The following is a 25,908-nucleotide window of genomic DNA, read 5'->3' on the forward strand; positions in this document are numbered from 1 at the left end:
TCCTCTCCCTTCACGCGGGCTGTTAGATCGCCCGACCACATTAATTAACATGTTATCTAGCTCGGCCGCCTTTTCAAGACGGACATTCAGCCGCGGCGTCTTCCTTCTCCCCTTTAGGTCACGATGTGCACTGCCGCGAAGTAACGTCCCTACAACGCGAATGAGCTTTGCCAAGACCGTTATATGATATAACTATCACGACAAGCCCAGCCGCAACCATTGGGCCAGGAACCTTATAATACCGGGGAGGAGCGGGTATTGAGGACAAAAGTCGCAATCATAGGTGCCGGTCCGGCCGGATTGTTGCTTGGGCAACTATTACACCTCTACGGCATCGAAAACATCATCCTTGAGCGGCAGACACCGGAATACGTGCTCGGCCGCATCCGCGCCGGCCTGCTCGAGGAAGGCACGGTGGCGCTGCTCGACGAGGTCGGCGCTGGCGCACGCGCGCATCAGGAGGGGTTGGTCCATCATGGCGTAGAGCTCGCCTTCGGCGGCGCGCGCCACCGCATCGACATGCACGGCGCCACCGGCAAGACGGTGATGATCTACGGCCAGACCGAGGTGACGCTCGACCTGACGAACGCCCGCAAGGCCGCCGGCCTCACCTCGGTCTACCAGGCCGCCGACGTCAAGCCGCTCGATTTCGATACCGACCGGCCCCGCGTGAGTTACGTCAAGGACGGCGTCGCCCATGAGATCGAATGCGACTTCATCGCCGGCTGCGACGGTTTTCATGGTGTCAGCCGCGCCAGCGTCAAGCCGGCGGCGATCAAGACCTATGAGCGGGTCTATCCGTTCGGCTGGCTCGGCATCCTCTCCGAGACCCCGCCGGTGAGCCCCGAACTGATCTATTCCAACCATGCGCGGGGATTTGCGCTCTGCACCATGCGCTCGACCAGGCGCAGCCGTTATTACGTGCAATGCCCGCTCGACGACGACATCGCGCAGTGGCCTGACGAGCGCTTCTGGGATGAATTGAAGCGGCGGATCGACCAGAAGGCGGCGGACGAGCTCATCACCGGCCCTTCGATCGAAAAGAGCATCGCTCCCTTACGCAGCTTTGTCGCCGAGCCGATGCGCTTCGGCCGGATGTTTTTGGCCGGCGACGCCTCCCACATCGTGCCGCCGACCGGCGCCAAGGGGCTGAACCTCGCCGCCAGCGACGTGCATTACCTCTCGCACGCCTTCCGCGAATATTACGACGAAAAATCCTCCGCCGGCATCGACGGCTATTCGGCACGCGCGCTGGCGCGGGTCTGGAAGGCGGTGCGCTTCTCCTGGTGGATGACCTCGATGCTGCACCAATTCCCCGACCAGGGCGAGTTCGGCGCACGCATTCAGCTTGCCGAGCTGGAATATCTCGTCAGCTCAAAGGCGGCCTCGGCGTCGCTGTCGGAGAATTATGTAGGGCTGCCGTTTTAGGTATTCCGCGACGCCGAAATCACCGTCGTCATACCCCGCGCAGGCGGGGTATCCAGTACGCCGCAGCTTCTCGATTCATCACTGACGTCTCTGGAATACTGGGTCACCCGCCCCAGTGCGCAATTGCGCACAAGGCGGGTGACGACAGTTGTGCGCATTTCAAACACCCATCGTAATCCCGTTTAAAACTTTGTAGGTGGTGACTTCGCGCGGCGCTTGCGTTCAATGATGCGCAAACATCATCCCAACGCGAGCCGCAAATGACCGTATCCGATATCCCCGCAGGCTTTGAACGCCGCACCCGCAGCAGCCCGCTGACGGACCCTTGGGAGCCGCTGTATTCGAAGACGACCGACAAGGCCGTCATCATCGGGCTACGATTGGCAAAGCCGCACACCAATGGCCGCGGCCTGATCCATGGCGGGCTGATCGCAGCGCTCGCCGACAATGCGATGGGCCATAGCTGCGCCCATGTGATGGGCGGGGTGTCGTCGCTGGTGACGATTTCGCTTGCGGTCGATTTCATCGGCACGGCCGAGGTCGGGCAATGGCTCGCGATCGAGAGCGATGTCGTCAAGACCGGCAAGACAATCTGCTTCGTGCAAAGCCTGATCAAGGCCGACGACGTCGTGATCGCGCGGGCCAATGCAACGTTTCGCGTGGTGCCGAAGAAGGAGCCGGTGTAGGCCCCGGCTCTGCGGCGCATCACTACGTGCTGCGCCGGGTCCGGGGTACGAGCTAGCCGAAATGCCAGTCGGCCGTCTCAGCCACGAGATCGATGAAGGTTCGCACCTTGGCCGACAGCAGCCGCGAGGTCGGATAGACGATGTGGATCGGCAGCGCCGGCTGCTCGAACGGTGCGAGCACGATTCTGAGCCGGCCTGCTTTCAGCGATTCGGCAGCCTGATAGGCCAGCACGCGCGTCAGCCCGCCGTCCGCTTCTGCGTACTGGATTGCGGCATCGGAACTGTTGGTGGCAAAGCGCGGCGTACTGGCGACGCGGATCTCGTGGCCATCTTCGACGAACCGCCAATCGAGCGCCGCGGTCATGGCGCCGAACTGGATGGTGTCATGCGCGGGAATTTCCGCCGGCCGCTTCGGCTCGCCGCGCGCCTTGAGGTACCGGGGCGAGGCCACCACGATCCGCCGCATCTCGCCGACATGGCGCGCCACCAGTGTCGAGTCGGGCAGATGGCCGATTCTAACCGCGAGGTCGACGCCGTCTTCAACGAGGTTGACCACGCGGTCCGACAAACGCAGATCGACGGCAACATCGCCATAGCGCTTCAAATAGGCCGTGACGATCGCGCTGACATGAAGCCGGCCAAAGCCGACCGGCGCCGAGATGACAAGCTGCCCCTCGGGCCGCGTGCGCTCGCCCGCGACGGCACCTTCCGCCTCCTCGACATCGGCCAAAATCCGCCGCGCCCGCTCCAGGTAACGCGCGCCGGCATCGGTCTGCGTCACCTGCCGGGTGGTCCGCTGCAACAGCCGCGCGCCGAGGCGCTCCTCCAGTGCCGCAATCAGCCGCGTCACACCCGAAGGCGACAGGCCGAGCTTGCGCGCCGCGGGGGCAAAGCCGCGCAGATCGGCCACCGAGACAAAGGCCTGCATGGCATCGAGCCGGTCCATCCTGCTATTGCATATTCAGCAATAGTGAAGTGTCAATCTAGAAGATTGTTTAAATTCCGGAAACGGCCATTTTGAGGGGCGAAGGACGACCGTAGTGGCGCTCCATCGGGAGGCTCAGATGTCTGACGTTCACACCTATTCGAGCGACGTGGCCTTCACCGCGGCGGTGAAGGCGATCCAGGCTCGCAAGGGTTCGCGCGAGGCCTACGCCAATGTCGAAGCGCGCGGCGGCTGGCGTACCGAGATCGACGAAAACCTCGCCGGCTTTCTGGCTGAGACGAGCAGCTTCTATCTCGCGACTGCCTCCGCCGACGGCCAGCCCTATATCCAGCACCGCGGCGGGCCGAAGGGCTTTGTCAAAATCGTCGACAAGAACACGATTGCCTTTGCCGATTACAGCGGCAACCGGCAGTACATCACGCAAGGCAACCTGTCGGAGAATCCGAAGGCGCATATCTTCGTGATGGACTACGCGCATCGTCGCCGCGTGAAGATCTGGGGCGAGGCGCGCGTGGTGGAGGACGATCCGGCCCTGACGGAGGCGCTGATGCCGAGGGGTTACAAGGCGCGGCCCGAGCAGGTGATCCTGTTCAGGATTTCGGCGTGGGACACCAACTGCCCGCAGCACATCCCGCAGAAGTTCGACGCCGCCGATGTCGCGCAGGCGCTCGCCGTGCGCGACGCTCGCATCGCCGAGCTCGAGACGGAGCTGGCGGCCTTGCGCGGCCAGCCCGCATCGGTCGCGCCGTAATCAGGCGGCCTGCTGCACCGGCGACCAGGCGAATTCCGGGTAATACAGCAGCATCATCCGGTCGACATAGGCGGTGAGGTTTTCGAACTGCTCGGTGCGTTGCCGCAGCACTGATTCGAAGAACGGGGTGAGGATTCCGGCAAGCATGCCAAAGGCGGTCGCATCGAGGCCGCAGGGCGCCTCGCCCATCAAGAACGGCTTGTCGCCGAGCTGGACTGACAGCGCAAACAGCGAGCGGACCGCAAGGTCGATATCTTCATCCGGGGCGTGACGGCCGAGGCCGCTGAGCAAGTAATTCTCGGCGACACGAAACTGGGCGTCCTCGCGCATCTTCTCGCGCAAATGCATCGGCGCGCTGTCGAAGAAATGCGCCGGTCCCTTGGCGAAGTTGTCGCCATCGACCCAGCGCGCGCCGACCAGCGCCCAATAGATGTGATGCTCGATCATCCGCTCGAAGGCCCAGGCCTGCGCGCGCGCCTGCAGGCTGAGCGGCGCGTCGAAATCGAAGCCGTATTTGGCCTCCAGATGGGCGCGGATGAAGGTGGAATCGGCGATCGTCTCGGCATCGTCGACGATGTAGGGTAACTGGCCCTTCGGCGAGGACGGCGGCTTGGCTCTCTCCTTGCGATAGGCAAGACCAGCCATCTTGAGCTGGACCTCGGTCTTGGTCACAAAGGGGCTGATCTCCGGCAGGCCAAAACCCGCACCGAAGCCGTAAAGCGTAATCATTTGCCGATCTCCCGATCTTCCCTGAAACGTCGCCTGAAGGCTAGGACCCCCCTGCTGCCAACGTGTTGTCAGCAGCAGCAGTGCCGGCCATGGCCTTGCTCGGCCCGGGGTGCGCGTGCCTTGCGCACCCAGGCGACAAGCTGGCCATGCGCGAGGGCGCACATTGCCGTGAACGACCGCCAGGCCAGCTCGGCCATCGCCCAGCGCAGGTCCGTGGTGACGCAGTGGACGGAAACCAGCTGTTCCAGGGCAAATCCCCTCGCATTGACCAGAGGCTTGCTGTTTCCAAGGGCGCCGAATTCGCTGAAAATCGTCATGGACAAATTCCCTTCACTTGAGGTGTTGTCCTTATGTACCGCCCCCCTGCTGCCAACATGCTGTCAGCATCGGACAAACGCTTTTTAGAAAAGAGACCGAGCCATGCGACGGGCCGACCGTCTGTTCCAGATCATTCAGGTGCTTCGGCGTACCCGTAAACCCCTGACGGCGGACGCGATCGCCGCCGAGCTGGAGACGTCGAAGCGAACCATCTACCGCGATATAACGACCCTGATCGAGCAGCGGGTGCCGATCCGCGGCGAGGCCGGCGTCGGCTACATCCTGGAAAAGGGATTCGACCTGCCGCCGCTGATGCTGACGCCCGACGAGATCGAGGCCTGCGTGCTCGGCGCCCAATGGGTGGTCGGCCATGCCGATCCCGCGCTGGCGCGCGCGGCGCAGGACCTGATGGCCAAGGTCGCCGAAACCGTGCCGGAGCGGCTGCGGCCATTCGTGCTGGAGCCTGCCAGCCGCGCCCGGCGGGCCTGGAATCGCGAGCCCGACCGTATCGACATGGTGCGCACACGGACGCAAATCCACGAGGGCAAGAAGATCACGCTGAACTATCGCGACGAGCGCGGCCGCGACAGCCAGCGTACGATCTGGCCGATTGCGGTCGGCTATCACGAAGCGGTGCGGATCCTTGCGGCGTGGTGCGAGCTGCGGAAGGATTTCCGCAGTTTTCGCACCGACCGGGTGGTCGACGCGGTCTATCACGAGGAAAAATATCCTGAACGGCGCGACATCCTGCGCGCGAAATGGCGGCGCAGCCTGGTCTGGGAGGCACCGAAAGATACGTGACACCGTTAGACCCTCATCCTGAGGAGCCCGCGCAGCGGGCGTCTCGAAGGATGTGGGCCCGACTGTGGCCTCATGGTTCGAGACGGCGCTAACGCGCTTCCTCACCATGAGGGGCTAATAAGCTGGCTGCGACCGCGATTTGGCGCTAAACGCTGACCATGCCTCGAATCGCCACCGATAGCGAAAGCCCGTGCCAGGCCTGCGGCGCCTGCTGCAGCTATTCGCGGAACTGGCCACGCTTCACCATCGAGGAAGACGCGGCGCTCGACCTGATCCCGGAAAAATTCGTCAACGACAGACTGTCGGGAATGCGCTGCGACGGCGACCGCTGCTCGGCGCTGTCGGGCAAGATCGGCGAGGCGACGTCATGCCTGATCTACACGATACGGCCGGAAGTGTGCCGCACCTGCATGCCCGGCGATGCCGAATGCGCGATGGCGAGGAAGCGGCATGGATTGCCGGTGCTGGGTGAGCGGTAGCCGGCAATTGATCCGTCGTCCCGGCGAAGGCCGGGACCCATACCGCGTGATCTATCGATAGAGCAGAATGGCTAACGCCGGCGATAACCAACCAGGGCCGGTGGTTATGTGTCCTCGCCTTCGCGAGGACGACCGGCGGAGAGATCAAGCCGTCACCGCTTCCGCAAAATCGTCGTCGGCCTCATCCTCGATCGGCTTGAAGGTCGAGAGCGGCTTGGTCGAGAGGGTGATCGGCTTGCGGCCGCCGCTGGCGGACGACGAGGCGGCACGCGCGGCGGGTTCGCGCGACAGCGCGTAAAGCGTGGAACCGACCCGGCCGCCGAAATGGACCAACTCGCGCTCGGTGCAGCTTGCGGCAATCGCGAGCGCCAGCGTGTGGAGATGGCTGCGGCGGTAGCAGAACAGCGCCAGCATGGCGCGGACGTCGGGCGAGACGCTTTCCACCAGCAGCGCAAGACCGTGCGGATTGGCGCGATACATCTCGCCAAGCAGCTCGTCCCGGACCGGACAGAAATCGTTCTCGAAGGCGTCGCGGCTTGAAAACATTGCGGTTCTCCCCTTTCCGGAAGATGCCGCGTAATTCTCTAATGAAGGGTTAACCACGCCCAGCAGTACTATTCCGGGGAACTTGCCAATAACAACCGAATCGGAAGCAAGGCGTGCTTTGCCCGGCACGGAAAGCGTGCCGAGCGGGCGCGGAAGGCAAATCGAAACAGCGAAGCCGATGCCGCCAGGCTCAATTCGCGGCCATGTAGATGGCGAGGCCGAAGCCGGTCAGATGGTGCAGCGCCTGATCGACGCCGATCAGGGTCCAGAACCAGGGATGCTCGTTTTCCAGCGTCACGCCGAATCGGGAAGCGATGATCCCCTTGAGGCGGTCCACCGTTATATGAATGAAGAAATCGATAAAGGCGACGAACCAGAAACGCGGCGAGACGATCAGGATCAACACCAGCGAGACCGCAAGATGCACCAGGCAGTGCGCCAGCAGCGGCAACGCCCAGCCGGTCTTTTGATCCTTGCCGATCGCCATCCAGGAAGTCTGCAGCATGAAGTCGGCGATGACGTGCTTCACCGTAAGGAGCAGCATCCATCCGACCAGCGCACCTACCACGATCGAGGACGACATCGAGGGAAACAACAAAGCTGACGCCCTTTGGCTGGGACTGACGGGGTGGCGAAAAAACCGGGGCCTAGGCTGTCAGCGCAATGTTCTTTTCAAACCCGGACTATTCGAACGTTGCCTTTATTTATGACATCTCCTTTACCGGAATGCACCTCTTGGTAGTCTGAAAATCGCACGGTGTGGCGGAACTGCGATACTGCGGCCAGACGTGCAGCCGGCCTTGGCAACCGGTCTTGGCAGACGTCTTGGGTAAGGTTACCGCCGGACCCGGTTTGCAATCCCATAGGAGGGGGCTATCATTGCCCGGCGGGCAAAATTATCGTTCTTTTCTAGGCATTTACGAATTCATTCGGACGGCCCGCGGCGCCAGTTCGGCGGGCACGTCCCTTACCTCCGGGTACGAGCCATGAGTGCTGAGGCCCCAACGCCGCATCCGAAAATGCCGCGTCGCCGCGTTCGGACCGTCAAGAGCAACCGCGCCCAGATCCTGCTGTTTTCCATCCTGACACTGGTCCTGACCGCTGCCGTGGTGTGGGGCGGCCGGGCCTTGCTGCGCAATTCCGAGACGCTGGTGTTTGCGGTCGGCGAGGCCAATGGCCCCGAGGCGCGTTTCGCCGCGCGGCTGGCGAGTGTGCTGAAAAATAATTCCTCCCGGCTGCGGCTCAAGATCGTGGCCAATGGTGACAATGCAAGGGCATTGTCGCAATTCGACCGCAAGGAAGCCAACCTTGCGATCCTGCGCACCGACGCCCGCATCCCGCCCCGCGCCCGGTCGATTGCGATCCTCGAGCATGACCTGCTTCTCCTGGTCAGCCCGACCGGCAAGAAGATCAAATCGATCGCCGAGCTGAAGAAAAAGAAGATCGCTGTCGTCGCCGACGGCGACAGCGGTGCCGTGCTGGTGCGCAACCTTCTCGAACTGTCGGACAACCCGGACGCCACCACGCGGGTCCAGCCGGCGCCGCCGAACCAGAGCTTCGACCAGTTGTTCGCCGCAGGCTTTACCGCCGTGATCAAGATCGCGCATGCCTCGCAGATCGTAAAGGACAAGAGCTACGAGCAATATGCCAGGCGCGGCGGCTTCACGCTGAACGCGATCGAATCGGCAAAGGCGATCGCCAGAAAATACCCGGCGATCTCGGAGGAAACGGTGGCGACCGGCATGCTGTCCGCCTCCCCTGCCGTGCCCGCCGAAGACGTCGATACGATCGGGCTTGAATGGCTGCTGGTCGCCCAATCCAAGCTTCCGACCGCGACCGTCAGCGACCTCGCGCGGATCATCTACGAGAACAAGGCCGAACTCGCGCTGCCCGACGGCTTTGCCTCCAAGATCGAGCCGGCGGCGACCGACAAGGACGCCTTCATCGTCGCCCATCCCGGCGCCGCCGAATACATCAACGACGAAATCAAGTCGTTCGTCGAGCGCTACAGCGATTTGATGTATGTCGCGCTGGCGGCGCTCAGTATCATCGGCACGATGTTTGCCGCCATCTACGCCAAGGTCACGCGGGTCGCGCCGGAAAAAGCCAGCCAGCTCGCTACCGCGATTCTCGATATCGGCGAGCGCATGGAATTTGCCAACTCCCTCGATGCCCTCGACGAGCTGCAGGACGAGCTGGAAGGCGTCCTGCGCGGCGTGGTGATCGGGTTGCGCGACGGCACCATCAGTAGCGACGGGCTCGACACTTTCAAGCTCGGCTATGAATTCGTCCGCGACGAGATCACCTTGCGCCGCGAGCATCTCAAGCGCCACGCTGCGCAGGACGACAAGGTCGTGATCGTCAAGAGCGCGTAAGCGCCAGATCGAGGGTCGGCAGAGCGACCTGTCCGCCGCAGCTCGAAGAGCGAAGGCGGAAGCGTGGCACTATCATCCGCTCGCACGCATAGCGATGGCGGGCACGTCGCCAGCGCTCGTTCGCCCACCCTTACGCATGTGCGGGATCGGCCAGCGGGCGATTAAACCTAATTGGCAAGCTTAATCGGCGCTTTTCATCGCGGCGCGCCATGGCTGCGCTATCGTCATCCCGACCTTCTGAAATTTATCGACGATTGAACGGGGATCGCTCGGCCAGGGAAGGCGGTAATTCGAAAGGAATGCGCAAGATGACAAAGGCCTCCACTCCGACCAAGGCCGACCTGCACAGGATGCTGGCCGAGGCAGTCCGCAATACGCAGCCTCAACCGGCTAACCCGCTACCTCAGCCTGCTCGCAATGATCAGCCCACCCCCAAGCGCGCAAGCCCGCCTCGCAACACGCGCTCCACAAAGAAACGCACGGTCAAAGCCAAGCGCATTCGAGCATCCGTTAGCGGTAAGCTGAAACCTCGATAATGCGGATGACGAAGCCGTCCAAAAAGAATCGCGGCGAGGCTCGAGACTCCGTCTCGTCATAGCCGCGCGATCGAACAGCTCGGTCGCCTGTGGGTAAAACCCGGTTTCCGTCCGGAACAAGTTGCCGATAAGCCACATGGCTCGATGGGAATCCGACGCGTGTCATCATTGTCGTGGCGATGTCAGCTTCTCCGTTTTAATGAGGATGCGATAGCAAAGACGGCGCGAAGCGCGCCGCAGCGACTGGAACGTTCAAGTAATTTGCCGCGTGATTGGCGATCAGTCGGAGCAACACCCGAAGGAGTCGAACCGCGACATGAGCTTGGACGGCCAAACAGCGAAATCCGATCGTTTCCCTGAGACATCGGACACGACCTCGGCGCCATCAGATGCGCATGGAAACCGAAACCTTCCATTGCAATTCAAGCCAACGGAATTCGTCGTCTATCCGGCGCACGGTGCAGGACAGATCCTCTCGATTGAAAAGCAGACCGTTGCCGGAGCGAGCCTGGAATTCTTCGTGATCTATTTCACGAAAAGCAAAATGACCGTCCGCGTTCCGATCCGGAAAGCTGCGACCGCCGGAATGCGCAAGTTATCGGATCTTGCTACGGTCCGGGAAGCGAAGCGGGTTTTGAGCGAATCTCCCCGGAAAGGCCGTGGCAACTGGTCCCGGCTTGCACAAGAATACGAAAGCAAGATCAACTCGGGAGATATTGTCGCGGTCGCGGAAGTCGCTCGCGATCTCTTCCGACCGGGCGAATCCGAGCAGAGTTTCAGCGAACGGCAGTTGTACGTTTCCGCGCTGAACCGCCTCTGCGGAGAAATCGCGCTGGTGGGCGGAGTCTCCGAGGAACAGACGATCAAAGAGCTCGAGGGCCTGATGAAGACCGGCACGGTCAAGCGTAGCGCGTGACCTTCAGCGGGTGATCCGCCGCTAATCCACGAACTCGACTCGTGCTGAAGAAGTCTCCTCAATCGAAGGCACGATCGAAGGCGAATCGGGCTCGTCGAGCTCGCTAAGGCGCGCCATCAGTCTCGCCAGATTTGGTGGGACTGGAGGAATATCCCTTAATGCAACCCGCAAGCGGTCGCCGATCTCGGCGCAAATTGCGCGAGAGTGCTCCTCACTGATCTGGATTGCTGCAGGATCTCTTGCCACAATCTTTTTCCGGGGCTCATTGGATGACATGTTCAAAATGTCGCCGAGCTATCGGCGTGCGTAGGCCTGCAACACGAGCAGCATGGCCGGCAATGTCAGGACCGCCGATAAACCAGTTCACAGGCTAACAGTAAGTTGTTTAGCCCCAGTTAGAGAAGGTGGTTATCAGCGCGTTTAGGACGGGTATCGCGCATTGAAGCCTACCTGAGCGAGGAAGGTAAGAAAGCGAGACGGGTGGCCATTCAAGTAAGCCAGCGGCGGACTTCCTCCATAGCGTCTCAATTCCGAATCCAACGCCATGTCGGCCCCGACCAGATGGAGCCATCTGCTCCAGAGTCTAACGGCTCGATTCCCAAAGCTAGCGTAGGATGGGAGAAGCGAAGTCAACCCGACAGACTGGATAGATGGTGGGCACGTCACTAGCGCTCCTTTGCCCACCCTTACGTCTAGCCGGCGCACACTCGATCCGCTCATGGTATGTGATGCGCGACGCGGGCGCACAGGGATGGGCAATCTGAGTTCATCCCAACCGGGCCCAGCAATGACGCGAAGCGACAAGGATATGAGTATCGCGAAGGTGTGGGCGCCCGAGGCCGTCAACCCTGCGAAGACCGACCGCGCGGCGGCTTCCTCGTCTATGTGGAAGGGCTGGGGATCATACTTCTTGGCAAACTCGATGATCTCCTCACTGGAGACGAGATAGGGGCCAACCGTACGCGGTTGGCCGATCTCGGCCTCGTCGAAGTACAGACTGGTCATCAATGTGCTCGCAATGCTCACCGGGACTGACCTGTGATGAGTGTATCGGTTCCAAGGCGCGGTGTCAGCGGCCCGCTTCGGACCGGATGCAAAGCGGCGGACCATCTGTGGGGTTTGCGTAGTTCAGCAAGACTTGGCGCGCCGAAGAAGGCGGGCTACGCACCAAGCTAAAATCACCGTGCGCCAGAGCATGATCGTGAGGGTACTGCCGCTTGGGCTTGATCCTCATCGCGTTCAGGAGAATCCCGGCGACGATCATCATTAGTATCCCACCGAGACTGAGTGCGATCTGCATCGGAAGCCCATCCGAGATGCCGAGCAGCGCTACGCGGCTAGCGAGCACCAGCAGAACGCCGAGGCAATAGATTGGCAGCGAGTTTTCCCCACAGCCCACCGCGCCGCGAATCAAAGGCGCCATTAGCTTTGGCCAAGTGTGAGGCACAAACCTTAGCGCCAAGATCGCAAGAGCAAGGAAGTGCAGCACGCGCAATGGACTGAGATTCGATTTGTCCACCGGAACCAGCAAATTCGTCAGAGCCTGCGGGACCGCAGGTTCCAGCGACTTGATGCCCGAACTCAATGCGATGATGAGGCTGAAAGCCAGATAGAGAACGGCAAGCACCAGCGCCGTGCGCGAAGTCACCCATGGCCGCAGCCTCTTCCCCTCGATGACCCACCAGCCGCCCAATACGATCAGAAATTGCCAGGCGAATGGATTGAAGTACCAGACATTGTTGGGCCAGGCGGCGATGGTCCACCCAAAGACGTGCACGAGCGCATAAAGCAGCAGCGAGGCGCCGAGTGTCACGTTCGGCGCGCGCAGCAGCAGCCACAGCAGCGGCGCGAACAAAACGTGATAAACCACGAACACCGGCAGGATGTCCGTGTTAACCGGACGGTATTGCAGGACCGCAGCATGCGCGAGCGCCGCGCCCGGATGTTCCAACAGGACACGCGTGTTAGTATCGTCGGCAAGATGATCGCGGCCTGCGAGGTAAACCATGATGGCGCAAGCGAGCGCGAGCAGGAGAAATGCGGTATAGATGTCCCATCCTCGCCGCAGCGAACGCCTGATCACACCGCGCCAACCCTCGCAACGACGTGCCCTGTCGTAAGCCAGCGCGCAGGTCACACCCGAGATGAACATGAATACTTCGGCGGCATCGCTGAAGCCGTAGTTCCGTAGCGTCAACCAGCTTCCGATGTTGTTGGGGACGTGATCAAGAAATATCCACCATAGCGCGATACCACGGCAGACATCGATGCGCGGGTCGCGACCGAACACCTCCGGTGGCAGTTCGTCGATCAGTGCCTTCGAGGTGTAGATTCCACCATGCATATGGTTGCCCCGTCCGGCCTGCGAGCGCGCGCTCGGCCGGAAGCCGGCCGATCAGTCACGCGTGGGGAATGCCTTTGCCTTTCAAGTTACCCGTGATGCTCCAGGGGTGTGACGATACCGAGCACCTCGTCGACCGAGCCGATGCCGACACCAGATGGCTGGGACTTCTTTGCGGTGTCGTCACCCGCGCCGTGGTCCCGATCGTCAAGACCGCCGGCATCCCAATTTGCTGCCGCGGTTTCATCGTTCGCACCCGAGAGCAGAAGCTGTTTCCGCATTTCGGCAAGGCGGGCACGGCAATATTCGCGGTAAAGCAGGTCGAGTATCGTGGACATGATCGAACCCTCGCTTGATTACCACTTCCCAGGCGATCGTCTTCCACCAATTCGCCCGCGGCACACAATGAACTGCGCGCGGGAATTTGTTGCTGACGATTTCGGTCTGATACCGAACTTACGGCACGACGTCGGTATCAGAGGACCAAACATCCAAGTGCTGCAGGCAGATCGCTCCGCGGATCGTTGATTCCGGTCGACTGCGATCAACGAGTAAAGCTGGAGCCTACAGTTGTGCCGTCGGACCAGCGAGTCTTCAAAACGAGTGTGATGATGACAACTAGAAATCGGTTCATCATGGCGATCTCGTCTTAAAAGAGATTTTTGCACCATCACTTTCGTAATGACATTAGCTTGATTGTTTTGCCGCGGCGTGAGCCAGTTCACATGCGGCCTCGATCATACTGAGTGAGACTAACAGGCGGACGCTGTCGTTTCTTGGACTTCTGCGCACCACAAAACAGAAGCGCGGTGCGCGAATTGCAAATTAAGGATACCGACGACAACTTGTCAGGGTACTTTGGCCGAACGCTTATCAATGCTGGGAGACTCGCATGCCAGCGTGTACAGCGGATTTTACATCGCTTCGATTCTCGACACGCGCGATTCCGGAGCGGATGCGCATCCCTATGTGGCGCGAGGAGTTTGGGCGATGCGTCGTCCATGTCGACATCGAGCCTTCATCGGCCGTTCCGTTTCACGTCGAAGCAACGCTGCAAGCACTTCCGGGTCTGCGCACGCTCGCATGGCAGGGTTCACCCATGCGCTTCAAGCGTTCAGATGCGAACACTGTTGACGGTGACGACTCGATTGGCTTCGTCATTTGCTCTCCCAGCAAGAGTCAGCTATCGCAGCGCGGCCAAGAGGTCGAGCTTCGCGCCGGCGATGCAATCGGACTTCTGCATTCGGAACCCGCGATTGTCACCTATGCAGAAGGACTGCAATTTGGTCTGTCCGTGCCGCGCGAGGCACTGACGCAGCGTGTGACGAATGTCGACAGCCTCACCATGCGGCCGATTCCTCGCCGAGCCGAAGCGCTACGACTCCTCATGGCTTATCTGAAGTCAGCATTGAAGGAGGGCGCTCTGGCTGCCCCCAAGCTGCGTGACGTGGTCGTGACGCACATCCATGATCTCGTGGCACTCGCAATGAGCGACTGCGCTCCTTTGGGCGAGAGCAGCGCGAGCGCTGTTGTGGCGGCGCGCCACAGCGCCGCCCTCGACCACATCGTGGGTCATTTCCAGGACCCGGAGCTGAGCCTTGAGGTAGTCGCCCGTCGTCAGGGCATTTCTCCTCGTTACCTGCAGCACCTGATGACGTCATCCGGAACTTCGTTCACGGAATGCGTAAACGAGTTGCGGCTGCAACGGGCGTTCGCGTTACTGGTCGAGCCTCACAGCAGTGCGCAGCGAATTTCCGACATCGCGCTAGAGGTCGGCTTTTCCGATATTTCGCATTTCAACCGACTATTCCGGGCCCGCTTCGGCGTTTCCCCGCGTGGCGTGCGGAGCGCCGGAAGGTTGCTAGCTGAGTCCAAATGACTCGTTCCGTGAAATGGGACCCGCCGCGCTCCTTTGCCTGCCGTGCCCTGTCAGCCAGACGGTGCGGGCACATACCCTGCGGCCGTCGCCCGCGCGCGAATCTCGGCGATCTTACGCTTGAGCGCCGCTTGCCGCGGGTCGGGCACGGCGGCGGCGCGTGCCTCAGCCACCGCGCCGGCGAGGTCTGACAGGGGCAGCACGCCGTCGAAGGTCGGCTTGGCGAGCCCGTCGATGATCGCATTCCAGTCCGCCATGCCTTGCCGGTAGACGTCGCCATATCCCACGATCATGGTCGCGGTGTGAATGATTGCCGGCGCTGCCTGGGGCTGCTTGGTCAGGGCGCGATCGATCATGTGCAGCCAGCGCTCGACCCAGACCCGCTCCCTGGCGTAGCGCACCGAGAGCAGCCGCCACCGCCGGAACCCGGCCTCGATCTTGAGGCGGCGAATGCCGAAGCGGCTTTTCGTACTGAAACGGATCGAGACGCGCATGCGGCGCGTCCAGCCCACCCAGTCGAGCGCATCGAGAATGTACTCGGCGATCACGGCCGGCAGTGCGCCGATCAGCTCGTCGAGGCTAAATTTCCTGACATCGACGGATCTGGAAGGCGCACCGGCCCCACTCGCCAGCTCGGCGAGTTTGAGCTGGGCGATGCGGATCGGGTCCTCATAGCTCATGCGCACCGCCATCAGGCGGGCAATGTCGGCCAACATCTGATCGTCGATGCCCTGCTTGCCGACGAACCGCCGCAGGCGGTCGACATAGAGCCGGGCGTAGCCCGGCCCCTGATAGTCGATGAGCAGATGGATGGCGTCGCTTGCCAGCGCCATCACCGGCGCCGGCAACCCTTCGGGCAGGAACGGCGGTTCGTCGTCATCCTCGCCGATGAAATCGGCGAACAGGTAACGCAGCGACGATACTATACCGCGGTCTGCCACCCCTTCGCTCCGGCTCCTACGCGGGCTTCGACTCGGCGGCGTTGGCCGCGATCACCTGGGCCAGCCGCTTTTCCGCCGCCTCGAGGTTCTGGAAGAGGCGCGCGCTGGCGAGACGAAGGAAATAGAAACCGAAGGCGGGATTCTGCACGTAAAGCTCCTCGACCTTGGTGTAGCTGACGCTCAGGATCAGCCCGGCCTCGACACATTCCAGCGTCTGGGTTCGCGTGTTCGATGGCGACAGCATGCCGAGCTCGCCGACGATCGCGCCTACCGGCAGCACGATGCCTGACTCCACCAGCTTGAATTTGCCGCTGACGATATAGAGCATGTCCTCGGCCTTCTCGTCCTTGTAGAACAGGATTTCGCCTGCCGCGTAATTGCGCTCGGTCATGAATGGCTTCAGCCATTCCATCGAGAGGTCGCTGTTGACGGATTTCTTCACGTCACGCACCAGCTGCAGCATCTGGTGCAGGCGATAGGAGTTGACCGAAAACATGGCGAACTGCACCACCATGACCAGATAGTTGTGGGTTGGAATCGCCGTCACGAACAGAACGACGTTGGCGAGAATGCCGAACACCCGCAGCGGGATCATGGTCTTCATCGTGGTGGTCGCGATCACGAAGATCGATGCGAACAGCGCGCCCGCGGTTCCTGCGTGTTGTGCCAGATGAGACGTGTCCATGGAGGCCAACCAAATTCTTCAGGGAGTGGAATTTTTTCGCGATTCTGCAGCCGTGCCCGCTATGTAACGTCGGCCGGACCCTTTTGGTATACGAGGAAAGGCTGACGTTTTGTCGGGTTTCTCACTATTTCCGGGGAAAAATCGCCTCCCGAGCGCCGCCTCCATGGCCCAAACCGGCCCGCGCGATGGCGCGGCAGGCACAGGGCTGTCGTTGACGGGCCTCCCGCTGGCAGGCACTTTGCCGCCCATTGGTCGCCGCTGCGGCTCGACCGCCGTTTTAACATTTAAGCCTTGTTGTACCGTCAGGCCCCTCATCGATGTCCAAGCGGCTCATTCTCTCGGCACTGACCCAGTTCACGGCCAGGGCGGCAGGCCGCAACATGAGCTCCGCGGCCTATGTCGCGGTTGCCGCCGGCGTCGCCGCGATGGCAGTGCTGACGTCCGGCCCGGCCTACGAGGCGGCGCATCATTGGATCGACGCGGTGCTATGGGCATGCCTTGCCTATTTCGTGTTCGAATGGCTGGTGCGGCTGCGGCACATGGCGCGGCAGGACCGGCTGTCGCTCTATCTGCTTTCCTCAAGCGGAGTGGTCGACGCGATCGGGGCCCTTGCCGTGCCGCTCGCGCTTGTCGCAGGCGTCGAGCCGAGGACGGCGTGGCTACTCAGCATCCTCTGGGTGCTGAAGGTGGTGCCGGGCATCCCCGGACTGCGACAACTGCGCCGCGTGCTGGTGCTGGAATCCGGGCCGCTGCTCAGCGTGCTCGTGATCTTCCTGATGGTGGTGTTCCTGGCTTCCGTTGCGGAGTATTTTTTGGAGCGCGACGTGCAGCCGGCTACCTTCGGCAGCGTGCCGTCGGCGCTGTGGTGGGCGGTGGTGACGCTGACCACGACCGGTTATGGCGACGTCGTGCCGATCACGCCGCTCGGCCGGATGGTCGCGGCGCTGGTCATGATCTCCGGCCTCGGCGTGTTCGGACTCTGGACCGGTATTCTGGCGACCGGCTTTGCCGCCGAGACCCGCCGCGACAATTTTTTGAAGACCTGGGAGACCGTCAGCAAGGTGCCGTTCTTTGCGACCCTGGGTCCGTCGGCGATCGCCGACGTCACCCACGTGCTGCGAACGATGGACCTGCCGGCGCGCACCATGATCATCCGCAAGGGCCAGCAGGGCGACTGCATGTATTTCATCGCCGCCGGCGAAGCCGAGGTCGAACTGCCGGGCAAGAAGGTGGCGCTCGGCGAAGGCGCATTCTTCGGCGAGATGGCGCTGCTCGGCAACAGCGTGCGCGGCGCCAATGTCACGACCACCAAGGTGACGCGGCTGCTGGTGCTCGACCTCGTCGACTTTCGCCTCCTGATGGCGCGGCATCCCGATCTCGCCGAGACGATCGACGCCGAGGCGAAGCGGCGCGCGCAAGAGAACAAGTAACAAGAAAGGAAGCCGTCATTGCGAGGAGCGATGCGACGAAGCAATCCATCTATCGCCGGGCTGAGCTATCGATTGCTTCGCGGAGCCTGTCATCGGGCGCGCATTTCGCGCGACCCGTTGGCTCGCAATGACGACTGAAACCATGGAGAAAATAATGCCCGATTCAGCGAGCGCGCCCATCCTCGAGATCAGCGGCGCGCGCGCCACCATCCGCCTCAACCGGCCACAGCACCTGAACCGGCTGCAGAGCGAGGACCTCGGCGAGCTCACAAGACTGTTCGACCGGATCGAGGCCGACCGCGCGATCCGCGTGTTGGTCCTGACCGGCACCGGCCGCGCCTTCAGCGCGGGCTATGATCTCAATTCGGTGGCGGACCGCGCTACCAGCGAGAAGGAGCAGCAGAGCGCAGGCTCGGCGTTCGAGGTCGTCGTCAATCGTCTGGAGGATCTCGGCGTGCCGACGATCTGTCGGCTCAATGGCGGCGTCTATGGCGGCTCGACCGACCTCGCGCTGGCCTGCGATTTCCGCATCGGCGTCGACAGCGCCGAGATGTTCATGCCAGCGGCCCGGCTCGGGCTGCACTATTACCCTGGTGGCATCAAGCGCTACGTCTCACGGCTCGGCGTGGACAACGCAAAGAAGCTGTTTCTGACCGCGCAAAAAATCACCGCGCCCGAAATGCTGCGGATCGGCTATCTCACCGCCATGGTGCCGGCCGAAGCACTGGACGAGGAAGTGGATCGCCTCGCCGAGATCCTCGCCGGCAACGCGCCGCTCGCGATGCGCGGCATGAAGCGCGCGATCAACGAATTCGCGCGCGGCGCGCTGGACGAGGAAGCCGCCGACCGCCGCCACCGCGAAAGCATGCGCAGCGCCGAGATCAAGGAAGGCATCAAGGCGTTTGCGGAAAAGCGTCCGCCGCGGTTTTAGGCGGCTGGGCACTCCCCGGATGCCGCGCAGCGCCAACAGCGCGTTCACGCGCGTCTTTGACGCGCTATGCCTTCGCGGCGTGGTGCGCTGCTAAGCCGGGGTCCATCACGTAGGTCCCGGCTCTGCGTCGCGTCATTTCATGCCGCGCCGCGCCCGGGACATGATATTTTGCTGGATTCTCATCGCCGCGAAACAATTCTGAAACACGATTCTCCCCTTCCCGCTTGAACGCGATTTGCCGCACGGCCGACTGATGGGCAGGGACGCAACAATGGCCTCGTGCCTCGTAACTGGAGAATTTTAACGATGTTTCGCAAGATCGCCCTCGGACTGATCGCCGCCACCACTCTCACCTTCGCCGCCGCTGCGCCCGCTTCCGCCGGTGGATTTCACCATCATCACTGGGGCCATCATTGGGGCTGGGGTCCCACCATCGGCGTCGGCTTCGGCGGCGTCTATGTCGACACCGCCGTGAACGGCTGCCTGCAGCAGCGCTGGGTCGAAACCCGCCGCGGCATGCGCCTGCGCACCGTGAACGTCTGCGCCTACTGATTGAACATCTCCAGGAATCCCGGTCGCGATCCGCGGCCGGGATTTTTCCGGCTGGAGCCACGCGCTTCCGACCGATTTGACCATCGCCTGCGCCGGACATATGGTGGCGCATGCGGTGCAAGCCGCTCCCGGGCCCGCGGGAAGGGTTGAACCCACTTGCAGCTTTCGAGCGACATCTAGAGCCTTTGTGCAGCCGGTATTGCGGGCCTTCGGCGATGTCACGCACGGAGGTATCTGATGGACCGGTCGCCCGATCGACTGAATCTCGATCATCTGAAGAAGCAAGCCAAGGACCTGATCCGCCTTCATCGAAGCCGCGACGCGGCGGCGATGGCGCGGTTTCGCGCCGCACTGCCCGCTGCTGCCGGGCACAGCGATGAGGCCATTTCCTCGCTGCAGCTTCGCCTGCACGACGCGCAATCCTGCATCGCGCGCGAACACGGGTTTGCATCGTGGTCCGATTTGAAGCGCTATGTCGAAGTCCAGATGGCGCTGCGCGGTGAGCGCGCGTCGCGCGTGCTGCACTGGGCGCAGCTGCTTTATTCCGGCGATGTCAGCGGCACGGTCAACCGTGCCAATCCGCGCGTTGCCCTGCGGATGCTGGCCGATGATCCCGCGCTTGCTGCTGACGATCCTTATCTGGCCTGCGCCATCGGCGACGAAGGCGTGCTGCGGCAGACGAGCGAGGCCGATCCATCGTGGGTCAACCGGCCGGGCGGTCCGCTACAATTGCCGCCGCTGTTTGCGGTAGCGCATTCGGGCCTGCTGCGCATGCAGGAATTTCGCGAGCGTCTACATCGCTGCGCGGAGCGCCTGATCGCCGCCGGCGCCAACGTCAACCAGCACATTTTCAGCCGCTGGGCGCCGGCATCGCTCGAGAAGCCAGACCTGCGCTATCCGCTCTCGACGCTCTATGGGGCGGCCGGCAGCAATCACGATGCCACTCTGACCAAGCTTTTGCTTGAAGCCGGCGCCAACCCGAACGACGGCGAGTCGCTCTACCACTCACTGGAGAATCCGGCATGCACCCGCCTGCTGCTCGAGCATGGCGCGCGCATCTCCGAGAGCAATGCGATCTACCGCGCGATGGACCTCGACGACGACAGCGCGCTACAATTGTTGCTGCAACACGGCGGCGATCCGAACGAGCCGGCGCGGAATGCCCCGTTGACCGACTGGGGCTCACCGCTGGCATGGGCCATTTACCGGCGGCACCCTCGTCATGCCAGCGCGCTCCTGGAGGCCGGGGCCGACGCGTCGCGGCCAACGGCGGACGGTGTGAGCCCATATCGGCTGGCACTGCAATTCGGGCTCTCTGACGTCGCGGCCCTGCTGCGGGCGCAAACCAACCCGCCTGATATTTCCGACGAGGAGCGATTCGTTGCCGCCTGCGCACGCGGCGACGAAGCCGAGGCGCGCGCGATTCGAGCCCGGCGGCCCGATTTGCCGGCGTCGCTGTCAGCGAAGCAATTGCGCCTGTTGCCCGACATGGCCGCCGCCGGCGCCGATGACGTCGTCAGGCTGATGGTCAGCCTCGGCTGGCCGATCGCCGTGCGCGGCGGCGACTGGGATGCGTCGGCGCTCAACCACGCGGTGTTCCGCGGCGACGCCGGCCTGACTCGCTTCCTGCTCGAACACGGTGCTGATTGGCGCGAAAAGCACGGCTACGGCGACAACGCCTGCGGCTCGCTGGCATGGGCCTCATGCAACGAACCGGTCGAAGGCGGCGACTGGGTCGGCTGCGCGCGCACCCTGCGCGATCACGGCATGCCCGGCGCCACGATTATTCCTGGTGATTCCGACCATGTGATGGTCGCCGGAAAAAAGAAGCGGTTTTCGGATGAAGTTACCGAGGAATTGCTGGGTTAGTCGACGAACGTCACGGTATCGGCGACGCTCGCCCGCGAGGTGCGATAGCTGTTGACCTTGTGGGCGTGGTCGGCATAGCCGAACGAGATTCCACAGACCACGCGGCGATCATCGGCGAGCTTGAAGTGGCGCCGGATCAGCCCGGAGTGCCGCGCCAGCGCGGCCTGCGGAATGGTGCCGAGACCGAGCGCCTGCGCCGCCAGCATGAAGTTGGCGACATAGGCGCCGCAATCGACGGCGCCATAAATGCCGAGCGGCTCGTCGGTGTGGATGATGGCGACGTGCGGCGCGCCGAAGAAATTGTAGTTCTCAAGCGCCTGCTTGGCGTAGGCCGCCTTGTCACCACGCGCGATGCCCAGCGTGTTGTAAAGCTGGAAACCGCTCTCGCGGCGGCGTTCCAGATAGACACCGAGATATTCGCGCGGCGGCGCAAAATCGTGGTTGTCCTTGGCACCGGAAGCCGCCTCGGCATAGATCGCCTTGCGGAAGGTCTCCTTCGCCTCACCGCTCGCGATCAGGACCTGCCAGGGCTGGCTGTTGCACCATGACGCCGTGCGCTGAGCCACCTTCAGAACATGCTCGATGGTCTCGCGCGGCACTTCGCGGGGCAGGAACGCGCGCACGGAATAGCGCTCGTCGAGGAGCTCTTCGAGCACGCCGATGCGGTCTCTTTGTTCGGTTGCAGAAACATCCATGGCCTGACTCGCTTTCGTGCCCCGGACGCGATGCGGCACGAAGTGACGCTTCGCAGAGCCGGGGCCCATCACACTAGGTCCCGGCTCTGCGGCGCAGCGTTTCACGCTGCACCGCGTCCGGGACACGAGACTATCTTCCCTTGGTCGGGATCTTGTTGAACGGCACGTCCTTGTCGACGCGAATATCTCCCGGCAAACCGAGCACGCGCTCGGCGATGATGTTGCGCAGGATCTCGTCGGTGCCGCCGGCGATGCGCATCGAGGGCGAGGATAGCAGCATCTGCTGGAACTGGCCGCGTACCAGCTCTTCATCAGTGCCCGTGAGCGCGCCGGCCGCGCCCTGCAGGTCCATCGCGTAAGCCGCGATATCCTGCAGCATCATGCCCGACACCAGCTTGCCGATGGAGTTTTCCGGACCGGGACGTTCGCCCTTCGACAACGAGGAGATGGCGCGGTAGCTGGTGTATTTCAGCCCACTCGCCTTCACCGCCCAGCTCGCAAGCCTGGAACGCACTGCGGGATCGTCGATCGCAAGGCCGTCCTCCAGCATCAGGTTCGAGCAGAATTCGAACATCTCGGGGACGCCGGTGGCAAGCCGCGAGCCGATCGACATGCGCTCGTTCATCAGCGTGGTCAGCGACACGTTCCAGCCGTCGCCGACCGCGCCCAAGCGCTGGCTGTCCGGGATCACGACGTCGGTGAAATAGACCTCGTTGAATTCCTGCATGCCGTTGGCCTGCTTGATCGGCCGCACCTCAACGCCCTTGCTCTTCATGTCGAGGAAGAACATCGTCAGGCCCTTGTGCTTGGGCACATTGGGATCGGTGCGGGTGATCAGAAGGCCGTAGTCCGAGTAGTGCGCGCCGGAGGTCCAGATCTTCTGGCCGTTGACGATCCAGTTGTCGCCGTTCTTCTCGGCGCGGGTGCGCAGGCCCGCGACGTCGGAGCCGCCCGCCGGCTCGGAGAAAAGCTGGCACCAGATGTGTTCGCCGGAAGCAAGTTTTGGCAGATAGTGGCGCTTGTGCTCCTCGCTGCCGAACGCCATCACGGTCGGGCCGCACATGCCCTCGCCGATCTGGAACGGCTGCGTCAGCTTGCCGTAGACGCCCTCTTCCTGCTGCCAGATCACCTTCTCGATCGGCGTTGCGCCGCGGCCGCCATATTCCTTCGGCCAGTGCAGGCAGGCCCAACCGCCCTCGGCCTTCTTCTTCTGCCACGCCTTGCCGACATCGACGATCTCTTCCTTCTCCAGGCGGATGCGGCCGAGCGAGGATTTGGACAGCTCGGCCTCGTATTGCTTCGGCGCATTGGCGTCGATCCATTTGCGGGCGGTAGCGCGGAATTCCGCTTCCTGCGGGGTGTCGTCGAAGTTCATGGCGGCTTCCTTTTTTGTTCTGCGTAGGGTGGGTTAGCCGAAGGCGTAACCCACCAGTTCTATCGGCATCGTTGCTCCCGATGGTGGGTTACGCTTCGCTAACCCACCCTACAAATTCTCTTACGCCCGCCCTTTCGTCGGGATCTGGTTGAACGGCACGTCCTTGTCGACCCTGATATCGCCGGGCAGGCCGAGCACGCGTTCGGCGATGATGTTGCGCATGATCTCGTCTGTGCCGCCCTCGACGCGGGTGCCCGGCGCACGCAGCAGCATCGCCTGGAATTTACCGGCGACCTCGGCATCCTCGGGTCCGCTCAGCACGCCGGCGGCGCCCTGCAGATCAAGCGCATACATCGCGACTTCCTGGACCATCGATCCCGCCACCAATTTGCCGATCGAATTTTCCGGCCCCGGACGCTCGCCCTTCGACAGCGCCGAGATCGCCCGCATGCTGGTGTATCGCAGCCCACTCGCCTTCACCGCGTAGTTCGCAAGACGAGAGCGAACGCTGCGGTCCTCGATCGCGGGACCATCTTCCAGCATCAGGCTGTTGCAGAAGTCGAACAGTTCGGGAAAGCCGGTGGCAACGCCGGCGCCGATCGACATGCGCTCATTCATCAGCGTGGTCAGTGACACGTTCCAGCCGTCATTGACAGCGCCGAGACGCTGCGAATCCGGAATCTTCACGTCGGTGAAGTAGACCTCGTTGAAATCGGACTGGCCGCTCGCCTGCTTGATCGGCCGCACCTCGACGCCCGGGCTCTTCATGTCCAGAAAGAACATGGTGAGGCCCTTATGCTTCGGCACGGTCGGATCGGTGCGGGTCAAGAGGATGCCGTAGTCGGAATAATGCGCGCCTGATGTCCAGATCTTCTGGCCGTTGACGATCCAGTCATCGCCGCGTCTCTCGGCGCGCGTGCGCAGCCCCGCGACGTCGGAGCCGCCCGCAGGCTCGGAGAACAACTGGCACCAGATCTTCTCGCCTGACGCCAGCGGCGGCAGGTATTTGCGCTTCTGCTCTTCGCCGGCGAACGCCATCATGGTTGGCCCGCACATGCCGTGGCCGATGATGAACATGCCGGAGAGCTTGCCGAACGGGCCCTCTTCCTGCTGCCAGATCACACGCTCGATCGGCGAGGCACCACGGCCCCCATATTCCTTAGGCCAGTGCAGGCAGGCCCAGCCGGCATCGGCCTTCTTCTTCTGCCAGGCCTTGGCGATTTCGAGAATGTTGGCGCCCTTCAGCACGGTGCGGCCGAGCGAGGACTTTCGCAGTTCTTCCTCATATTGCTTCGGCGCGTTGGCTTGTATCCACGCGCGGGCTTCAGCGCGGAACGCGGCTTCCTGCGGGGTGTCGTCGAAGTTCATGGCGCTTCTCTTTCCTCTCGCGTTCCCCGGATGCTGCACAGCACGAAGTGGTGCGCTGCTGATCCGGGGTCCATCGTTGGGCACCTGTGGGTCCCGGTTCTGCGAAGCAGCGCTACGCGCTGCATCGCGCCCGGGACACGAGAATCCTCACGCCGCGTTCTTCTTGCGCATGCGGTCGATCAACTGATCTTCCCAATACGACAGGCTGCCGAGCGTCAGCGCGGTCGCATTGGCGCGGCGGTAGTACATGTGGCAGTCGAACTCCCAGGTGAAACCCATGCCGCCGTGAACCTGGATATTGTTCTTGGCGCAGTGCTGGAATGCCTGCGTGGCGCTGATGCGCGCGGCCGCGGCGGCTTCCGGCAATTCACCGGCGTTGGTCGAGAGCGCCCAGGCGCCGTAATAGCAATTCGAGCGCGCCAGCGTCGCCGAGACATACATGTCGGCCAGCATGTGCTTGACCGCCTGGAACGAGCCGATCGGACGGCCGAACGCGATACGGTCGAGCGCATAGTCGCGGCCCATTTCGAGCGCACGGTCGGAGCCGCCGACCTGCTCGAAGGCGAGCAGCACCGCGGCACGATCAAGCACCTGCGTTAAAATGCTCCAGCCTTCGCCGGCTGCGCCGAGCGGCTCGGCCTTGGCGTTCTTGAAGGTGAGTTCGGCCTGGCCGCGGGTCGGATCGATATTGGTCAGCGGCTTGGCTTCGACGCCGCCCGCCTTCAGATCGACCAGGAACAGCGAGATATCAGCATCGCGCCCGGCGGAGCCGGTGCGCGCCGCAACGACAGCGAAATCGGCAATCGCGCCATCCGGCACCGGCTTCTTCACGCCCGACAGCGTGCCGCCGGATGCCTGCAGCTTGATTGCCTTCGGCGACGGATTGCCCTTGCCTTCGAACAGCGCCAGCGTACCGATCGCCTCGCCGCTCGCGATCTTCGGCAGCCATTTCTGCTTCTGCGCGTCGGAGCCGGCGAGCAGCAGCGCTTCGGCGGCGAGATAGACGGTGGAGGAGAACGGCACCGGCGCGTTGGCGCGGCCCATTTCCTCCGCGATCACACAGAGCTCGAGGTGGCCGGCGCCCGCGCCGCCGAATTCCTCGGGAATCGCAACGCCGAGGAAACCCATCTCGGCAAGGCCCTGCCACAGCGCCTTGTCATACGGCGCCTTGCCGTCGAGCACCTCACGCACGGCCTTCGGCGGGCATTTCTCGGCGAGGAACTTCCTCGCCTCATCGCGCATCTGTTTTTGTTCGTCGGAGAAATCGAAGTTCATGGCGTGGTACTCGCGTTGTGTGGGTCTGCTGTGTGTATCTCTAACTCGTCGTCCCCGCG

General features: G+C 62.6%; 25 protein-coding genes and 1 pseudogene. 12 read left to right on the forward strand and 14 right to left on the reverse strand.

Annotated elements, in window-relative coordinates:
- The first annotated feature begins 258 nt into the window (after positions 1-258).
- Together pobA and QA643_RS36145 are read left to right on the forward strand one after the other, a co-directional pair.
- A complete protein-coding gene (pobA, locus tag QA643_RS36140; RefSeq protein ID WP_283030434.1) occupies positions 259-1,428 on the forward strand; it encodes a 4-hydroxybenzoate 3-monooxygenase in 1,170 nt (389 codons plus the stop codon).
- Between the two features lie 260 nt (positions 1,429-1,688).
- Positions 1,689-2,114: a PaaI family thioesterase gene (locus tag QA643_RS36145; protein WP_283030435.1), complete on the forward strand. Its 426-nt coding sequence runs from the start codon at positions 1,689-1,691 to the stop codon at positions 2,112-2,114.
- 52 nt (positions 2,115-2,166) lie between these two features.
- Here QA643_RS36145 and QA643_RS36150 read toward each other — a convergent pair whose 3' ends face one another.
- The gene (locus tag QA643_RS36150; protein WP_283030436.1) at positions 2,167-3,060 is read right to left on the reverse strand and encodes a LysR family transcriptional regulator; all 894 of its coding nucleotides are present in this window, start codon (positions 3,058-3,060) and stop codon (positions 2,167-2,169) included.
- A 118-nt stretch (positions 3,061-3,178) separates the two neighbouring features.
- Here QA643_RS36150 and QA643_RS36155 point away from each other — a divergent pair, with 118 nt between their 5' ends.
- A complete protein-coding gene (locus QA643_RS36155) occupies positions 3,179-3,811 on the forward strand; it encodes a pyridoxamine 5'-phosphate oxidase family protein (protein ID WP_283030437.1) in 633 nt (210 codons plus the stop codon).
- On the opposite strand, the gene QA643_RS36160 is transcribed toward QA643_RS36155, so the two are convergent.
- Together QA643_RS36160 and QA643_RS36165 are read right to left on the reverse strand one after the other, a co-directional pair.
- A complete protein-coding gene (locus QA643_RS36160; protein ID WP_283030438.1) occupies positions 3,812-4,540 on the reverse strand; it encodes a glutathione S-transferase family protein in 729 nt (242 codons plus the stop codon).
- A gap of 68 nt (positions 4,541-4,608) precedes the next feature.
- A complete protein-coding gene (locus tag QA643_RS36165; protein WP_283030439.1) occupies positions 4,609-4,857 on the reverse strand; it encodes a hypothetical protein in 249 nt (82 codons plus the stop codon).
- A gap of 103 nt (positions 4,858-4,960) precedes the next feature.
- Between QA643_RS36165 and QA643_RS36170 the strand changes: the two genes are divergently transcribed.
- Both QA643_RS36170 and QA643_RS36175 read left to right on the forward strand, forming a co-directional pair.
- A complete protein-coding gene (locus QA643_RS36170; RefSeq protein WP_283030440.1) occupies positions 4,961-5,659 on the forward strand; it encodes a YafY family protein in 699 nt (232 codons plus the stop codon).
- 158 nt (positions 5,660-5,817) lie between these two features.
- Entirely contained in the window at positions 5,818-6,138 is a 321-nt protein-coding gene (locus QA643_RS36175; protein WP_283030441.1) for a YkgJ family cysteine cluster protein, read from the forward strand.
- 144 nt (positions 6,139-6,282) lie between these two features.
- Here QA643_RS36175 and QA643_RS36180 read toward each other — a convergent pair whose 3' ends face one another.
- Positions 6,283-6,684, reverse strand: a complete 402-nt coding sequence (locus QA643_RS36180; RefSeq protein WP_283030442.1) for a hypothetical protein — start codon at positions 6,682-6,684, stop codon at positions 6,283-6,285.
- A gap of 190 nt (positions 6,685-6,874) precedes the next feature.
- On the reverse strand, positions 6,875-7,228 hold the full coding sequence (locus tag QA643_RS36185) for a DUF3307 domain-containing protein (RefSeq protein ID WP_283035049.1): 354 nt from the start codon (positions 7,226-7,228) through the stop codon (positions 6,875-6,877).
- Between the two features lie 442 nt (positions 7,229-7,670).
- Between QA643_RS36185 and QA643_RS36190 the strand changes: the two genes are divergently transcribed.
- Complete coding sequence (locus QA643_RS36190; RefSeq protein ID WP_283030443.1) at positions 7,671-9,059, forward strand: TAXI family TRAP transporter solute-binding subunit; 1,389 nt, start codon at positions 7,671-7,673, stop codon at positions 9,057-9,059.
- An 852-nt stretch (positions 9,060-9,911) separates the two neighbouring features.
- Positions 9,912-10,511 carry a CarD family transcriptional regulator gene (locus QA643_RS36195; protein ID WP_283030444.1) on the forward strand — a complete coding sequence of 200 codons (600 nt, stop codon included), beginning with the start codon at positions 9,912-9,914 and terminating at the stop codon, positions 10,509-10,511.
- A 795-nt stretch (positions 10,512-11,306) separates the two neighbouring features.
- Here QA643_RS36195 and QA643_RS38815 read toward each other — a convergent pair.
- The 3 genes and pseudogenes from QA643_RS38815 to QA643_RS36210 all read right to left on the reverse strand — a co-directional run.
- Positions 11,307-11,516, reverse strand: a pseudogene (locus QA643_RS38815) (MaoC/PaaZ C-terminal domain-containing protein); the annotation flags it as partial.
- 64 nt (positions 11,517-11,580) lie between these two features.
- Positions 11,581-12,855 (reverse strand): OpgC domain-containing protein, encoded by a 1,275-nt coding sequence (locus QA643_RS36205; protein ID WP_283030446.1) that lies wholly within the window; start codon positions 12,853-12,855, stop codon positions 11,581-11,583.
- An 86-nt stretch (positions 12,856-12,941) separates the two neighbouring features.
- Positions 12,942-13,190 (reverse strand): hypothetical protein, encoded by a 249-nt coding sequence (locus QA643_RS36210; RefSeq protein ID WP_283030447.1) that lies wholly within the window; start codon positions 13,188-13,190, stop codon positions 12,942-12,944.
- 554 nt (positions 13,191-13,744) lie between these two features.
- Here QA643_RS36210 and QA643_RS36215 point away from each other — a divergent pair.
- Positions 13,745-14,731, forward strand: a complete 987-nt coding sequence (locus QA643_RS36215) for an AraC family transcriptional regulator (protein WP_283030448.1) — start codon at positions 13,745-13,747, stop codon at positions 14,729-14,731.
- A gap of 50 nt (positions 14,732-14,781) precedes the next feature.
- Here QA643_RS36215 and QA643_RS36220 read toward each other — a convergent pair whose 3' ends face one another.
- On the reverse strand, positions 14,782-15,669 hold the full coding sequence (locus tag QA643_RS36220) for a DUF6537 domain-containing protein (RefSeq protein ID WP_283030449.1): 888 nt from the start codon (positions 15,667-15,669) through the stop codon (positions 14,782-14,784).
- A gap of 16 nt (positions 15,670-15,685) precedes the next feature.
- The gene (locus tag QA643_RS36225; RefSeq protein WP_283030450.1) at positions 15,686-16,354 is read right to left on the reverse strand and encodes a cyclic nucleotide-binding domain-containing protein; all 669 of its coding nucleotides are present in this window, start codon (positions 16,352-16,354) and stop codon (positions 15,686-15,688) included.
- A gap of 317 nt (positions 16,355-16,671) precedes the next feature.
- Here QA643_RS36225 and QA643_RS36230 point away from each other — a divergent pair, with 317 nt between their 5' ends.
- The 4 genes from QA643_RS36230 to QA643_RS36245 all read left to right on the forward strand — a co-directional run bounded on the left by QA643_RS36230 (position 16,672) and on the right by QA643_RS36245 (position 21,136).
- Entirely contained in the window at positions 16,672-17,784 is a 1,113-nt protein-coding gene (locus QA643_RS36230; protein ID WP_283030451.1) for an ion transporter, read from the forward strand.
- Positions 17,785-17,938: 154 nt separating this feature from the next.
- A complete protein-coding gene (locus tag QA643_RS36235) occupies positions 17,939-18,715 on the forward strand; it encodes an enoyl-CoA hydratase/isomerase family protein (RefSeq protein ID WP_283030452.1) in 777 nt (258 codons plus the stop codon).
- A 306-nt stretch (positions 18,716-19,021) separates the two neighbouring features.
- A complete protein-coding gene (locus tag QA643_RS36240; RefSeq protein WP_283030455.1) occupies positions 19,022-19,267 on the forward strand; it encodes a hypothetical protein in 246 nt (81 codons plus the stop codon).
- Between the two features lie 237 nt (positions 19,268-19,504).
- Positions 19,505-21,136 carry a hypothetical protein gene (locus QA643_RS36245; RefSeq protein WP_283030457.1) on the forward strand — a complete coding sequence of 544 codons (1,632 nt, stop codon included), beginning with the start codon at positions 19,505-19,507 and terminating at the stop codon, positions 21,134-21,136.
- On the opposite strand, the gene QA643_RS36250 is transcribed toward QA643_RS36245, so the two are convergent.
- The 4 genes from QA643_RS36250 to QA643_RS36265 all read right to left on the reverse strand — a co-directional run bounded on the left by QA643_RS36250 (position 21,133) and on the right by QA643_RS36265 (position 25,849).
- Positions 21,133-21,831 (reverse strand): nitroreductase, encoded by a 699-nt coding sequence (locus QA643_RS36250; RefSeq protein ID WP_283030459.1) that lies wholly within the window; start codon positions 21,829-21,831, stop codon positions 21,133-21,135. The genes QA643_RS36245 and QA643_RS36250 overlap by 4 nt on opposite strands.
- Before the next feature lie 130 nt (positions 21,832-21,961).
- Positions 21,962-23,206, reverse strand: coding sequence for an acyl-CoA dehydrogenase (locus QA643_RS36255; protein WP_283030461.1), 1,245 nt, complete (start codon positions 23,204-23,206; stop codon positions 21,962-21,964).
- Between the two features lie 120 nt (positions 23,207-23,326).
- Entirely contained in the window at positions 23,327-24,574 is a 1,248-nt protein-coding gene (locus tag QA643_RS36260) for an acyl-CoA dehydrogenase (protein WP_283030462.1), read from the reverse strand.
- A 147-nt stretch (positions 24,575-24,721) separates the two neighbouring features.
- Positions 24,722-25,849 carry an acyl-CoA dehydrogenase family protein gene (locus QA643_RS36265; protein WP_283030463.1) on the reverse strand — a complete coding sequence of 376 codons (1,128 nt, stop codon included), beginning with the start codon at positions 25,847-25,849 and terminating at the stop codon, positions 24,722-24,724.
- Between the last annotated feature and the right edge of the window lie 59 nt (positions 25,850-25,908).

It is taken from the genome of Bradyrhizobium sp. CB3481, assembly GCF_029714305.1.
Lineage (GTDB): Bacteria > Pseudomonadota > Alphaproteobacteria > Rhizobiales > Xanthobacteraceae > Bradyrhizobium.

Coding starts and splice junctions, on each gene's coding strand:
- QA643_RS36210 (WP_283030447.1), bottom strand. CDS start 13,190: ATGTCCACGATACTCGACCTGCTTTACCGCGAATATTGCCGTGCCCGC.
- QA643_RS36240 (WP_283030455.1), top strand. CDS start 19,022: ATGTTTCGCAAGATCGCCCTCGGACTGATCGCCGCCACCACTCTCACC.
- QA643_RS36265 (WP_283030463.1), bottom strand. CDS start 25,849: ATGAACTTCGATTTCTCCGACGAACAAAAACAGATGCGCGATGAGGCG.
- QA643_RS36195 (WP_283030444.1), top strand. CDS start 9,912: ATGAGCTTGGACGGCCAAACAGCGAAATCCGATCGTTTCCCTGAGACA.
- QA643_RS36215 (WP_283030448.1), top strand. CDS start 13,745: ATGCCAGCGTGTACAGCGGATTTTACATCGCTTCGATTCTCGACACGC.
- QA643_RS36155 (WP_283030437.1), top strand. CDS start 3,179: ATGTCTGACGTTCACACCTATTCGAGCGACGTGGCCTTCACCGCGGCG.
- QA643_RS36260 (WP_283030462.1), bottom strand. CDS start 24,574: ATGAACTTCGACGACACCCCGCAGGAAGCCGCGTTCCGCGCTGAAGCC.
- QA643_RS36225 (WP_283030450.1), bottom strand. CDS start 16,354: ATGGACACGTCTCATCTGGCACAACACGCAGGAACCGCGGGCGCGCTG.
- QA643_RS36190 (WP_283030443.1), top strand. CDS start 7,671: ATGAGTGCTGAGGCCCCAACGCCGCATCCGAAAATGCCGCGTCGCCGC.
- QA643_RS36180 (WP_283030442.1), bottom strand. CDS start 6,684: ATGTTTTCAAGCCGCGACGCCTTCGAGAACGATTTCTGTCCGGTCCGG.
- QA643_RS36185 (WP_283035049.1), bottom strand. CDS start 7,228: ATGCTGCTCCTTACGGTGAAGCACGTCATCGCCGACTTCATGCTGCAG.
- QA643_RS36170 (WP_283030440.1), top strand. CDS start 4,961: ATGCGACGGGCCGACCGTCTGTTCCAGATCATTCAGGTGCTTCGGCGT.
- QA643_RS36160 (WP_283030438.1), bottom strand. CDS start 4,540: ATGATTACGCTTTACGGCTTCGGTGCGGGTTTTGGCCTGCCGGAGATC.
- QA643_RS36150 (WP_283030436.1), bottom strand. CDS start 3,060: ATGGACCGGCTCGATGCCATGCAGGCCTTTGTCTCGGTGGCCGATCTG.
- QA643_RS36145 (WP_283030435.1), top strand. CDS start 1,689: ATGACCGTATCCGATATCCCCGCAGGCTTTGAACGCCGCACCCGCAGC.
- QA643_RS36235 (WP_283030452.1), top strand. CDS start 17,939: ATGCCCGATTCAGCGAGCGCGCCCATCCTCGAGATCAGCGGCGCGCGC.
- QA643_RS36250 (WP_283030459.1), bottom strand. CDS start 21,831: ATGGATGTTTCTGCAACCGAACAAAGAGACCGCATCGGCGTGCTCGAA.
- QA643_RS36205 (WP_283030446.1), bottom strand. CDS start 12,855: ATGCATGGTGGAATCTACACCTCGAAGGCACTGATCGACGAACTGCCA.
- QA643_RS36165 (WP_283030439.1), bottom strand. CDS start 4,857: ATGACGATTTTCAGCGAATTCGGCGCCCTTGGAAACAGCAAGCCTCTG.
- QA643_RS36245 (WP_283030457.1), top strand. CDS start 19,505: ATGGACCGGTCGCCCGATCGACTGAATCTCGATCATCTGAAGAAGCAA.
- QA643_RS36255 (WP_283030461.1), bottom strand. CDS start 23,206: ATGAACTTCGACGACACCCCGCAGGAAGCGGAATTCCGCGCTACCGCC.
- QA643_RS36230 (WP_283030451.1), top strand. CDS start 16,672: ATGTCCAAGCGGCTCATTCTCTCGGCACTGACCCAGTTCACGGCCAGG.
- QA643_RS36175 (WP_283030441.1), top strand. CDS start 5,818: ATGCCTCGAATCGCCACCGATAGCGAAAGCCCGTGCCAGGCCTGCGGC.